Origin of the sequence: Streptomyces glaucescens (assembly GCF_002154375.1) — a bacterium.
GTDB classification, from domain to species: domain Bacteria; phylum Actinomycetota; class Actinomycetes; order Streptomycetales; family Streptomycetaceae; genus Streptomyces; species Streptomyces glaucescens.
This window is the reverse complement of the sequence record NZ_MUND01000187.1, coordinates 1-12,014: the sequence shown is the minus strand read 5'-3', so window position 1 is coordinate 12,014 and position 12,014 is coordinate 1. Positions and strand designations below refer to the sequence as shown.

The window sequence follows — 12,014 nt, the reverse complement described above, 5'->3', positions numbered from 1 at the left end:
GATGACGGAGTTCGCGCCGCCCCGGCGGCGCGAACTCCGTCATCACCGACACCGCGCCGCCGAACTCACCGCCCGCCGACAGTCCCTGGACGACCCGCAGGAAGGTGAGCAGCCAGGGCGCGAGGGCGCCGGCCGTGGCGTAGGTCGGCAGTGCTCCGATCAGCGTCGTCGCGGCGGTCATCAGCACGATGACCAGGATCAGCACCGGGCGCCGGCCGATCCGGTCGCCGAGCCGTCCGAACAGGGCCGCGCCGACGGGCCGGAAGAAGAACGCCAGAGCGAACGAGGCGTAGGCGCGCACCAGGCCCTCGATCTCGCTGCCGCCCTCGGGCGTGAAGAAGCGGGCCGCGATGATCGTGGCGAAATAGCCGTAGACGCCGAACTCGTACCACTCGATGAAGTTGCCCACCGAGCCCGCGATCAGCGCCCGGCGGGACCGCGACGGTGCCTGAGCCATGGCAACCAGCCTTCATAGGGCGGAGTTTGACTGTGCATCACCTTTACCGGAGTGGCCGAGCAGTCGGCGTGTCACCTCGACATACCAAGTGTCACCCCTGACGGCAAGAGGTCGTCCGACCCTCCACCACCGGGGGGCCCGGACGGCTACGCTCGCCCTGTACGTCGTTCGGGCGACTTGGGGAGGTAGCGGGATGACGGAGGTACGGCCGGCGGCGGCCGCCTCGGCTTCCCTGTGGGAGCGCGACCGGGAACTCGACGCCGTCCGGCGGGCCGTCGACGACCTGTGTGCCGACCACTCGTCCTCCGGCAGTCTGCTGGTCTTCCGCGGCGAGGCGGGCCTCGGCAAGACCGCGCTGCTCGCGGAGACCCGCCGGATCGCCGAGGAGCGCGGCTGCACGGTGTGGTCGGCGCGCGGCGGCGAGACCCTCAAGTCCGTTCCGTACAACGTGGTTCGGCAGCTGTTGCAGCCGGCGCTGGTGACGATGCTGCCCGAGGAGGCCCGCGACTACCTCGGCGACTGGTACGACATCGCCGGACCCGCCCTCGGCATCGCCGATCCCGGTGACCGGCAGGCCGACCCGCAGGGCGTGTGCGACGGCCTGGTCGCGGCGGTGCGGCGGCTGGCCGAGCGGGACTGGCCGCTGGTGCTGCTGATCGACGACGCCCACTGGGCCGACCAGGAGACGCTGCGCTGGCTGGCCGCGTTCGCCGAGCGGCTGCACGATCTGTCCGTGCTGGTCGTGGTGGCCCGCCGCCCCGGCGAGGTCACCGGCCCCCGGGCCCGCCACCTCGACGCGATCGCCGCGACGGCCGCCCAGTCCGTCGCCACGCTCAGCGCGCTGACCCCGGACGCCGTGGCCGGGCTGACCCGCGCCACCGTCGGCGCGCACGCCGACGGCGCGTTCTGCCGAGAGGTGTGGGCGGTCACCGACGGCAACCCGTACGACACCGTCGAACTCCTCGCGAAAGTGCTCGACAGCGAACTGGACCCCACCGAGGGTTCGGCGGGCGAACTGCGCGCCCTCAACCGTTCGGCCCGCGGCGGCGGCCTCGTCGCCCGCCTCGAAGGTCTCGGCATCGACGCCACCCGCTTCGCGTGGGCCGCCGCCATCCTCGGCACCGGCATCACCGTCGACCTGGTGGCCAGGCTCACCACCATGAGCCTGGAGCAGGCCGAGCGCTGCGCCGAGCTGCTGACGAGCGCCCGCATCCTCACCCCGCCCGACCCGGCCGGCGGCCAGGCGTCCCACGGGGACCTGGAGTTCGTGCACCCGCTGATCGCCACGGCCGTCTACCACTCCATCCCCGACGCGCTGCGCCGCGCCATGCACGGCATCGCCGCCCAGATCGTCACCGACCTCGGACTCGGCGCGGCGGCCGCCTCCCGGCACCTGCTCCAGGTCCACCCCGACGACGACGCCGAACTCGTCGACCAGCTGCGCGAGGCCGCCCGCGAACACCTCGCCGTCGGCGCGCCCGACGCGGCCCGCCAGTGCCTGGAACGCGCCCTGCAGGAGCCGCCCCGGCCCGAGGTGCAGGGTCACGTCCACTACGAACTGGGCTGCGCGACCCTGCTCACCGCGCCCGCCAGGACCATCGACCACCTGCGGACCGCGCTCGCCCTGCCCGGTCTCGACGGCGCCGAACGCGTCGACGCGGTCATCCGGCTCTCCCAGGCCCTGCTCCGCAACGACCAGCTGGAACAGGCCGTACGCACCGTCGAGGCGGAGGCCGCCCGGCACGAGGAGGGGCCCGCGCGGATGCGGCTGCGGGCCGTGCAGTTCATGTGGGAGGGCATCTACGCCGGGGAGTCCGCCACGCCCGGACGGTCCGCCCGGCTCGCCGAGCTGGCCGACGCCTGCACCGGCCGCGACAACTCCGAGCGGGCGCTGCTCATCCTGCGCGGCTTCGACGCCATGACGCACGGCGAGAACGCGGAGGAGGTCGTCGAGGCCTGTGACCGCGCCCTCGTCAACGGCCGTCTCGCACCAGGGCTCGGCTGGACCGACACCGAGTGGGGCGTCGAGCTGCTGATGATGCTCGGCAGCTCCTACGCCTACACCGACCGGCTGGACCGCGCCGAGAACCTGTTCTCCGAGGCCCTGCGCACCTACACCTCGGCGGGCTGGAGCGGCGGCCACCTCGCCCTCGCCCACGCCTTCCTCGGGCTCGCCTTCCGCCGGCAGGGCCGCCTCAAGGACGCGGAGCAGGTGCTGCGGGAGTCCCTGCGCATCGCCGAGCGGGTCGGGCGGGGGCTGCCCCTGTACTGGTCGGCGACGTGCGGACTGGTCGACACGCTGCTCGCCCGCGGGCAGGTCGAGGAGGCCTGGTCGATCGCCGAGCAGTACGGCTTCGCCCCGCCCTACCCGTCGACCATCGTGCTCCCCGACACCCGCTCGGTGCGCGGCCGGCTGCTGCTCGCCGTGGGCCGGACCGAGGAGGGGATCAACGAGCTGGAGGCCGCCGAGAAGGCCGCCGCCGCGCGCGGCGGCCACAATCCGGTGCTGGCGCCGTGGACCGTCGACCTCGCCCGGGTCCTCGCCGGGCACGACCCGGCCCGCGCGGCCCGGCTCGCCGCCGACGCCCGCCGCCAGGCCGAGCGGTTCGGCACCGACACCGCCATCGGCGAGGCCCTGCGGTGCGCCGCCGTGCTGGAGACGGGCCAGCGCCAGGTGCGGCTGACCGCCCAGGCGGTCGCCCATCTGGAGGCCTCGCCGTGCCAGTACGAGCACGCCGCCGCGCGGGTGGAGCACGGCCTCGCCGCCCGCTCCGCCGCGGAACTCAACCGGGGCCTGATGCTGGCGCGTTCGTGCGGCGCGGACGGGCTGGTCCGCCAGGCGGAGCGGGCACTCGCGACGCTGACGGGGTAGCGGACCACGGGAGAGGGCGGGGTCGCGGGCCGGCGGGTGCGCGGCGGATCATCCGGCCGCGGTGTCCTCCTCCGCCAGCACCCGCTGGGCCGCGGTGAACGCCGAGTTCGCGGCGGGGACCCCGCAGTACACCGCCGTCTGGAGCAGCACCGCCCCGATCTCCTCGGGCGTCAGACCGTTGCGCCGCGCGGCCCGCACATGCATCGCGAGTTCCTCGTAGTGGCCGTGCGCGACCAGCGCGGTCAGCGTGATCATGCTGCGTTCGCGGCGGCTGAGCGTCGGGTCGGTCCAGATCTCACCCCACGCGTAGCGGGAGATGAAGTCCTGGAACCGTGCCGTGAACGGCGTCTGCCGCTGCTGCGCCCCGTCCACGTGGGCGTCGCCCAGCACCTCGCGCCGCACTTCCATGCCCCGCCGGGCGCCCCCGTCGAGGTGGGCCCGCAGCGCCGACAGCACGGCCTGCGGGCGCTCGGCGGGCGCGAGATGGGAGGCGCCGGGGATCTCGACCAGCGCGGCGCCCGGCACGGCGTCGGCGATCTCCCGCAGATGCGCGGGCGGAGTCGCAGGGTCCTCGCGGCCCGCGATGAGCAGCGTCGGCACGGAGATCTCCGCCAGCCGGTCCCGCAGGTCGAACGCGGCGAGTGCGTCACAGCAGGCGGCGTACGAGTCCGGGTCGGCATCGCGGTGGTCGCGCACCAGCCGCGGCACGGTGAACCCCGGCGTGAACCAGCGGGCGTTCGCGCTCTCCGCCAGGTCGGCCAGCCCTTCCCGGCGCACCAGCGCGGCCCGCTCCTCCCAGGGCCTCGCGCCGTTGAAGTGCGCGGACGAGCAGATGACGGCCAGCGACGACACCCGCTCCGGGTGGTGCAGCGCCAGATGCAGCCCGACCGCGCCGCCCAGCGACACCCCCGCGTACGCGAACCGCTCCGCACCCAGCGCGTCGGCGAGCGCCAGCACCAGGTCCGCGAGGTCCCCGACGCTCGCCCCGGCCGTGATCAGTCCGGCCGCCGAGCCGCCGTGCCCCGGCAGGTCCCAGCGGATCACCCGGTGGGCGGCGGACAGTTCGGGCGCGACCGCGTCCCACAGGGCGCAGGAGGTGCCCAGGGACGGCCCGAGCAGCAGCGGGGGAGCGGACGGGGCGCCTTCGGCACGGTGGTTGAGGAGTCGGTCGGTCACTCTCGCTCCAGGGCGCGGTCGGTGAGGGCTCCGGCGGAGCCGGTGTAGTGGGCGGGATCGAGGTCGGCGTCCGCCAGTTCCGGCGCCTCGGCGAGCGGGTGCCCCTCGGACGCCAGCCGGGTGAGCAGTTCCTTGGCGCGGGCCCGGCCCAGCACCGGGGCCAGCTCGGCGGAGAGCCGCTCGGAGACGATCAGCCCGTGGGTGAGATCCAGGTGTTCCCGCATGGCCTCGGGCCGGACCCGCAGTCCCTCGGCCAGTTCGGCGGCGTCCCGCGCGGCCCCGCCGACCAGCCGCAGCAGGTCCCGCAGCGGTTCCCACTCGGCGTGCCAGGCCCCGGCCGGGCGCTCGTCCTCCGCGGCCAGCGACCCGTACAGCGTGGCGGCGAGCTGGGGCGCCCGCCGGGCGGCGGAGGCGATGAGGGCGGCCCGGACGGGATTGGACTTGTGCGGCATGGCGGACGAACCTCCGCCGTTGCCCTCCGTGACCTCGGCGATCTCGGTGCGGGAGAGGGTGAGGACGTCCACGGCGGGCTTGCCGAGCGCGCCCGCCGTGAAGGCCAGGCACCCGGCGAGGTCGGCGACGGGCGTCCGCAGCGTGTGCCAGGGCAGGTCAGGCGCCCTCAGCCCGAGTTCGCGGGCGTACTCGGCCGGCAGCGCGGTCGGATCGCTCGCGCCGTACGCGCCGAACGCGGCCAGTGTGCCCGCCGCGCCGCCGAGCTGGGCGGGCAGCGAGTCCCGTACGGTGCTCACCCGGTCCCGGGCGTCCAGCACCAGTGACCGCCACCCGGCCGCCTTCAGCCCGAAGGTCGTCGGTACGGCGTGCTGGGTGAGGGTCCGCCCCGGCATCGCGGTGTCGCGGTGCTCGGCGGCGAGGCGGGACAGCGCCCGCTCGGTGCGGCCGAGATCGGCCAGGACCACGTCCAGGGTGCGCGCCGCGACCAGCATCGTCGCGGTGTCGAGGACGTCCTGGCTGGTCGCGCCCCGGTGCACGTACGGGCCGTACTCCTCGCCGACCGCCTCGGTCAGGTCGGCGACCAGCGGGATCACCGGGTTGCCGCCGCCGCGGGCCCGCTCCGCCAGCGCGCGCACGTCGAAGCGGCCCGTCCCGGCCGCCTCGGTGACCGCCGTGGCCGCCTCGGCGGGGGCGAGGCCGAGCGCGGCCTGGACGCGGGTGAGCGCCGCCTCCGCGTCGAGCAGCGCGCGCAGGTACGCGCTGTCGCTCGTCGCGGCAGCGGCGGGGGAGCCTGCCCACCCGGGGGCGAGCAGGCCGGTGTCGGGAGCGTCGGATGTCACTGGAACTCCAGGAAGACCGTCTCACCTTCGCCCTGAAGGCGGATGTCGAAACGGTAGGTGCCGTTGCCGTCTTCCGTGGCGATCAGTGTGCCGCGGCGTGCCTCGTCGAGCCGGGTCAGCAGCGGGTCGGCGGCCAGCGCCGCGTCGTCGCCGGGGAGGTAGATCCGGGTGAACAGGTGCACCAGCAGCCCGCGCGCGAAGACGCACACGCTGAGGTACGGCGCGTTGCGTCCGCGTGCGCCCGGCCGCAGGGTCCGCGCGGTCCAGTGGCCGCTCGCGTCGGTCTGGACGCGGCCCCAGCCGGTGAACTCCACGCCATTGCGGCCGAGGAACCCGCCGCTGGCCGGATCGCGCCGCATCGAGCCGTCCGCCTTGGGCAGTTCGCCGTCCGGGCCGGGCCCCCACAGCTCGAGGAAGGCGTCGGGCAGCGGGTTGCCCGCACCGTCGTACACGTGTCCCTGGAGGGTGATGGTGTCCGGGTGGCCGACGGGGGCGATGTCACCGCCGCCGGGGAAGGGCAGGGCGTGGCCGTAGAAGGGGCCGACGGTGTGCGACGGGGTGGGCAGCACCGTCTCGGGACGCCTCGTGTCGATCTTCGTCATGGCTGTCAGCGTCCCTCTTCCATCCAGGTGGCCTGCGGGCCGTCGAGCACGATGTCCCAGTGGTAGCCCATCGAGAACTCCGGCACCGACAGGCTGTGGTCGTACGTCGCGATCAGCCGCTGCCGGGCGGCGTCGTCCGTCACCGACTGGATGATCGGGTCGTAGGGGAAGAGCGGGTCGCTGGGGAAGTACATCTGCGTCACCAGCCGCTGGGTGAACGCCGTACCGAACACCGAGAAGTGGATGTGCGCGGGGCGCCAGGCGTTGAGGTGCTGGCGCCACGGGTACGGGCCGGGCTGGATGGTGGTGAAGTGGTAGCGGCCCTCGTCGTCGGTGAGGGTGCGGCCCACGCCGGTGAAGTTGGGGTCGAGCGGGGCGTCGTGCTGTTCGCGCTGGTGGGCGTAGCGGCCCGCCGAGTTGGCCTGCCAGATCTCCACGAGCTGGCCGCGGATCGGGCGTCCGTCGCGGTCGAGCAGCCGTCCGGAGACGGTGATGCGCTCGCCGATCGGCTCCCCGGTGTGCTGCCGGGTCAGGTCGCTGTCGATCTCCGTGATGTCCCGCTCGCCGAAGGCGGGCGAGGACAGCTCCACCAGCTCCGGGTCCTTGCTGACGTCGATGCCGATCGGCGGTTGCTTCGGATGCCGCAGCACCGACGAGCGGTAGGGGGCGTAGTCCCGCCGCGGGTGGTGCTCGACGGGCCCGCCGTCGGCGATCCGCTTCTCGTACGCGGCGTGCTCGGCCGCGATCTCCTGGTCGATGTCCTGCTGGGTGAGTGTCATGAGCGGTTCCTAGCGCTCCAGGACCAGGGCGAGGCCCTGGCCGACGCCGATGCAGAGGGTGGCGACGCCGACGCCGCTGCCCTTGCGGGCGAGCTGGTGGGCGACGGTGCCGGCGAGCCGGGCGCCGGAGGCGCCGAGCGGATGGCCGAGGGCGATCGCGCCGCCCTGCGGGTTGAGGATCGCCGGGTCGAACTCGGGCCATTCGGCGACACAGCCCAGCACCTGGGCGGCGAACGCCTCGTTCAGCTCCAGCACGTCCAGGTCGGCGAAGCCCTTGCCGGCCTTGGCCAGTGCGCGGTTGACCGCCTCGACCGGGGCGAGCCCGAACCAGTGCGGGTCGAGCGCGTGGACGCCGGTCGCCGAGACCCGGGCGAGGGGTTCGCGGCCGGTGGCCTTCAGGCCTTCCTCGTCGACCAGGAGCAGGGCGGCGGCGCCGTCGTTGAGGGGGGAGGCGTTGCCCGCGGTCACGGTGCCGTGCTCGGTGCGGAAGGACGGCTGCAGCCCCGCCATCGCCTCCAGGGAGGCGTCGGGCCGTACGCTCTCGTCGGCGCCGAGGACCAGCGGCTCGCCCTTGCGCCGGGGCACCGGCACGGGCGCGAGTTCGGCGTCGTACAGGCCGGCGGCCCGCGCGGCGGCGGCCTTGTGGTGGCTGGCCAGGGCGAACTCGTCCTGTTGCGCGCGGCTGATCCTGTGCTTCTCGGCGATGAGTTCGGCCGACTCGCCCAGCGGCACGGTCCACTGCGGTGCCATCCGCGGGTTGACCATGCGCCAGCCGAGCGTGGTCGAGTACAGCTCGGTGTGGGCGGCCGGGAACGGCTTGTCACTCTTGGGCAGCACGTACGGCGCCCGGGTCATCGACTCGACGCCGCCCGCGACGGCGACGGAGGCGTCCCCGGCGGCGATGGCCCGGGCCGCCTGGATCACGGCCTCCAGGCCGGAGGCGCACAGCCGGTTCACGGTCACACCGGGCACGGAGGTGGGCAGACCCGCGAGCAGCGCGGCCATGCGGCCGACGTTGCGGTTCTCCTCACCGGCGCCGTTGGCGTTGCCGAGGTACACGTCCTCGATCCGCGCCGGGTCCAGTTCCGGCGTACGGGCGAGGAGTTCGCGGATGGCGTGGGCGGCCAGGTCGTCGGGGCGGACGCTCGCCAGCGCGCCGTTGTAGCGGCCGATGGGGGTGCGGACGGCGTCGACGATGTAGACGTCCCTCATGACGTGATCTCCTCGCTGACACGGACCTCGGCGGCGGTCTTCGCCGTGATCTCCTCGGGGCTCACGCCCGGCGCGGTCTCCGCGAGCACCAGCCCGTCCCCGGTGACGTCCAGGACGCCGAGGTCGGTGATGATCCGGTCCACGCAGGCCCTGCCGGTGAGCGGCAGCGCGCACTCGTCGAGGATCTTCGGCGAGCCGTCCTTGGCGGTGTGGGTCATCACCACGATCACCGTGCGGGCGCCGTGCACCAGGTCCATCGCGCCGCCGATACCGGTGACCATCTTCCCGGGCACCGCCCAGTTCGCCAGGTCTCCGCGCGCTGACACCTGCATGGCGCCGAGCACGGCGACGTCGATGTGCCCGCCGCGGATCATCCCGAAGGAGAGCGCGGAGTCGAAGAAGGAGGCGCCAGGGAGCACCGTCACGGTCTCCTTGCCGGCGTTGATCAGGTCGGGGTCGACCTGGTCCTCCGTGGGGTAGGGACCGGTGCCCAGGATGCCGTTCTCCGACTCCAGGACCACCTCCACGCCCTCCGGCAGGTGGTTGGGGATCAGGGTGGGCAGGCCGATGCCGAGATTGACGTACTGCCCGTCCTTCAGCTCGCGCGCCGCGCGGGCCGCCATCTGTTCACGTGTCCAGGCCATCAGCCGCTCACCGTCCGCCGCTCGATCTTCTTGTCCGCCGCCTGCCGCGGGGTGAGGGCGACCACGCGCTGGACGAAGACGCCCGGCAGGTGGACCGCGTCCGGATCGATCTCGCCGGGCTCGACCAGTTCCTCCACCTCGGCGACGGTTACCCGTCCGGCCATCGCCGCGAGCGGGTTAAAGTTCCGCGCGGACTTGGCGAACACGAGGTTCCCGTGCCGGTCGCCCTTCGCCGCGCGCACCAGCGCGAAGTCGGTGCGGATACCGCGTTCCAGGACGTACTCCACACCGTCGAACTCCCGGACCTCCTTCGCGGGCGAGGCGAGCGCGACGCCGCCCGCGCCGTCGTAGCGCCAGGGCAGTCCGCCCTCGGCGACCTGGGTGCCGACGCCGGCGGGGGTGTAGAAGGCGGGAATGCCGGCGCCGCCGGCCCGCAGCCGTTCGGCGAGCGTGCCCTGCGGGATCAGCTCCACCTCCAGCTCCCCGGCCAGGTACTGGCGGGCGAACTCCTTGTTCGCCCCGATGTAGGAGCCGGTCACCCGGGCGATCCGCCCGGCCGTCAGCAGCACCGCGAGGCCGGACTCCATCGCCCCGCAGTTGTTGGAGACCACCGACAGGCCGGTGACCCCGCGCTCGTACAGGGCCCCGATCAGCACGTCCGGCACACCGCTCAGCCCGAAGCCGCCGACCGCCAGCGACGCGCCGTCACCCACGTCGGCCACCGCCTCGGCGGCGCCGGCCACCACCTTGTCCATCCGAGAAGTCCCATCTCTGCACCCGAATAGTCAGGGCACTGACTATTTCTTCGAGGTGCTCGACACGCTGCCACTGGGGAACCAACCCCGTCAAGAGGGGTATCGTTCAGTGCACCAACGAATTCTCAGCGATGTCGAGCACCCGGGAGCGCACATGGCCGCGGTGGACCTCAACAGCCAACTCGGGCACCTGGCCCGGCGGCTCCAGCAGGCGCACCACCTCCTGTGGAACACGATGGTGTCCGAGGAGATCACCTCGCCCCAGTTCGCCGTCCTGAACACGCTCGTCACCGAGCCGGGACTGGACCAGCGCACCGTGGGGGAGCGGGTGGGGCTCGACCGGTCCACCATCGCCGAGGTGATCGGCCGGCTCGTCTCCCGGGGGCTGCTCGGCAAGGTCCGCGACCCGCAGGACGGCCGCCGCTTCCTGCTGCGGCTCACGGAGGAGGGCGAACGCGTCCAGCGCAAGCTGGCGGTGCGCGCCGCCCGGATGAACCAGGTCTTCCTCGCGCCGCTCTCCGGGGACGAGCGGACCCTCTTCCTCGGCCTCATCCAGCGGGTCTCGGACGCGGCGGAGGGGCTCCGCAACCCCGCGGAGCCCCTGGCCGCACAGCACTGAGGCGCGCCCCGCCCCCTTCCGGCCGTCCCGCCGGTCAGGCCTTGGCGAAAACCACCCAGACCTGGCCGTCGGCGAAGTTCACCGGAGTGCCGTCGTTCGTCGTGAACTCGGTCCCCCCGGCCGCCGTCGCCCGCTTCCAGCGCGCGTCGTGGGCCTTGCCGTCGCGCAGCACCTCGGCCCGGCCCGAGCCCACCGTCTCGGTGAACGGCGTGTTGTTGCCGAGCACGTCGAAGTAGTCCGACCGGCGCAGCTTCACGTACTGCACGACGACCGTCGCGGGCGCCACCCGGCCCGCGTCGGTGGTGGCGGCGGCCTCGCCGTCCATCGACACCAGCCAGCGGTCCCGGCTCTCCGACCAGGTGAAGGTGAAGCGGGCCGACGGGTACGTCACGGTCCGCGACGCCACCTCCGTGCCTCCGGCGGGTGCGGCGCCGTACCGGAAGCCGGTGGTCAGCGCGGCCGGGCCCGCGGCGGCGGGCACCAGCGCGCCGGGACGCAGGAAGAGGTTGTGCGGGGCGGGCCGGCCGACGCCCCGGAACCAGGCGCCGGGGGTGCGGCCGGGCGGCTCGGCGCGCAGCGGCGCCTCGTCGATCAGCGGCAGCAGCTTGCGCTGCGCCCCGGAGAAGGCGAGCGTCGGCCCGTCGAACTGGCGCAGCAGTTCCAGATCGCTCTCCCTGGCGCTGCGCACCGGGCCCACGATGTCCGGCAGCCGCGTCGCGTAGACCGCCATCAGCCGGCTGAGCCCGCCCTCGACCTGCTCGACGTAGACGACGTCCGCCGCGTTCAGCCCGGTGTGCGGGCGGGCCCGGCGGGCGTTGTCGATCTTCACGGCGAGCGTGGACGGGCCGGTTGCCCGGGGCTGTGTGCTCCCCGTGCCCGTCGGCTTCCGGTCGGGTCCCCGGCCGTCGTCGGACGGACCGTCGCCGCCCGTGGTGCAGCCCGCCGCCAGGGCGGCCGTCATCGCGGCCGCCAGCAGGGCCGCCGTCGTGCCGGCGCGCGCCCGGCGCGCTCTTCGTGCTGTGTCCACTGTGGCCACCCGTCCCGTCCCGCGTCATCGATTGTGCGCTTGTTCACGCACCAATGGCCATACCCGGCCCGTTCAGGCGTTCGGTGCGGCACCACGCCCGATGGCTCGTAGGGGGCGTGCGGAATGAACCGATCGGCGCAGGCGCACGGTTCGGCGGACGGCGTCCGGGTACCCGGGGCGCGCCAGCGCAGGACCAGGCCCCGGGGGCGCGAGATGAGGGAGCGCGGACGATGAGGGCAGTGACATGGCAGGGCAAGCGGAAGATCAGCGTGGAGAGCGTGCCAGATCCACGGATCGAGGAGCCGACCGACGCGATCATCCGCATCACCTCCACGGGGTTGTGCGGCTCCGACCTGCACCTGTACGAGGTGCTCACCCCGTTCATGACACCGGGCGACATCCTCGGCCACGAACCCATGGGCATCGTCGAGGAGGTCGGCGCGGGAGTGCCGGACCTGATGGCCGGTGACCGGGTCGTCGTCCCGTTCCAGATCGCCTGCGGCAACTGCTGGATGTGCCTCAACGCGCTGCCCACCCAGTGCGAGACCACCCAGGTCCACGGCGAGGGCATGGGCGCCG

At 73.8% G+C, this 12,014-nt stretch carries 12 protein-coding genes; 3 read left to right on the top strand and 9 right to left on the bottom strand.

Annotation, left to right across the window (positions count from 1 at the left end; genetic code table 11):
• The coding region (locus tag CCN42_RS13850) for an MFS transporter (RefSeq protein WP_143661909.1) at positions 1 to 457 on the bottom strand (457 nt) is incomplete at its 3' end.
• 193 nt (positions 458 to 650) lie between these two features.
• Between CCN42_RS13850 and CCN42_RS13845 the strand changes: the two genes are divergently transcribed.
• The gene (locus CCN42_RS13845) at positions 651 to 3,329 is read left to right on the top strand and encodes an ATP-binding protein (RefSeq protein WP_086735807.1); all 2,679 of its coding nucleotides are present in this window, start codon (positions 651 to 653) and stop codon (positions 3,327 to 3,329) included.
• A gap of 48 nt (positions 3,330 to 3,377) precedes the next feature.
• On the opposite strand, the gene pcaDC is transcribed toward CCN42_RS13845, so the two are convergent.
• From pcaDC to CCN42_RS13810, 7 genes are read right to left on the bottom strand one after another with little or no spacing between them, the layout of a single operon-like run.
• The gene (gene pcaDC / locus CCN42_RS13840; protein WP_086735805.1) at positions 3,378 to 4,505 is read right to left on the bottom strand and encodes a bifunctional 3-oxoadipate enol-lactonase/4-carboxymuconolactone decarboxylase PcaDC; all 1,128 of its coding nucleotides are present in this window, start codon (positions 4,503 to 4,505) and stop codon (positions 3,378 to 3,380) included.
• Positions 4,502 to 5,797, bottom strand: a complete 1,296-nt coding sequence (gene pcaB / locus CCN42_RS13835) for a 3-carboxy-cis,cis-muconate cycloisomerase (RefSeq protein ID WP_086735803.1) — start codon at positions 5,795 to 5,797, stop codon at positions 4,502 to 4,504. Before pcaB ends, pcaDC begins: the two co-directional genes overlap by 4 nt.
• The gene (gene pcaG, locus CCN42_RS13830; RefSeq protein ID WP_086735801.1) at positions 5,794 to 6,399 is read right to left on the bottom strand and encodes a protocatechuate 3,4-dioxygenase subunit alpha; all 606 of its coding nucleotides are present in this window, start codon (positions 6,397 to 6,399) and stop codon (positions 5,794 to 5,796) included. Before pcaG ends, pcaB begins: the two co-directional genes overlap by 4 nt.
• Positions 6,400 to 6,404: 5 nt before the next feature.
• Positions 6,405 to 7,178, bottom strand: coding sequence for a protocatechuate 3,4-dioxygenase subunit beta (gene pcaH, locus CCN42_RS13825; protein WP_086735799.1), 774 nt, complete (start codon positions 7,176 to 7,178; stop codon positions 6,405 to 6,407).
• Between the two features lie 9 nt (positions 7,179 to 7,187).
• Entirely contained in the window at positions 7,188 to 8,390 is a 1,203-nt protein-coding gene (locus CCN42_RS13820; protein WP_086735797.1) for a thiolase family protein, read from the bottom strand.
• Positions 8,387 to 9,034: a CoA transferase subunit B gene (locus CCN42_RS13815; RefSeq protein ID WP_086735795.1), complete on the bottom strand. Its 648-nt coding sequence runs from the start codon at positions 9,032 to 9,034 to the stop codon at positions 8,387 to 8,389. The genes CCN42_RS13820 and CCN42_RS13815 overlap by 4 nt, the downstream gene beginning before the upstream one ends.
• Positions 9,034 to 9,789: a CoA transferase subunit A gene (locus CCN42_RS13810; protein ID WP_086735793.1), complete on the bottom strand. Its 756-nt coding sequence runs from the start codon at positions 9,787 to 9,789 to the stop codon at positions 9,034 to 9,036. The genes CCN42_RS13815 and CCN42_RS13810 overlap by 1 nt, the downstream gene beginning before the upstream one ends.
• Positions 9,790 to 9,943: 154 nt before the next feature.
• Between CCN42_RS13810 and CCN42_RS13805 the strand changes: the two genes are divergently transcribed.
• Positions 9,944 to 10,408, top strand: a complete 465-nt coding sequence (locus CCN42_RS13805) for a MarR family winged helix-turn-helix transcriptional regulator (protein ID WP_086170501.1) — start codon at positions 9,944 to 9,946, stop codon at positions 10,406 to 10,408.
• Positions 10,409 to 10,442: 34 nt separating this feature from the next.
• Here the strand turns inward: CCN42_RS13805 and CCN42_RS13800 are convergent, their stop codons facing one another.
• The gene (locus tag CCN42_RS13800; protein WP_086735791.1) at positions 10,443 to 11,369 is read right to left on the bottom strand and encodes a DUF3048 domain-containing protein; all 927 of its coding nucleotides are present in this window, start codon (positions 11,367 to 11,369) and stop codon (positions 10,443 to 10,445) included.
• Between the two features lie 296 nt (positions 11,370 to 11,665).
• On the opposite strand from CCN42_RS13800, the gene CCN42_RS13795 reads away from it, so the two are divergent.
• Positions 11,666 to 12,014 (top strand): alcohol dehydrogenase catalytic domain-containing protein (locus CCN42_RS13795; protein WP_158102090.1); only part of this gene is annotated, 349 nt, incomplete at its 3' end.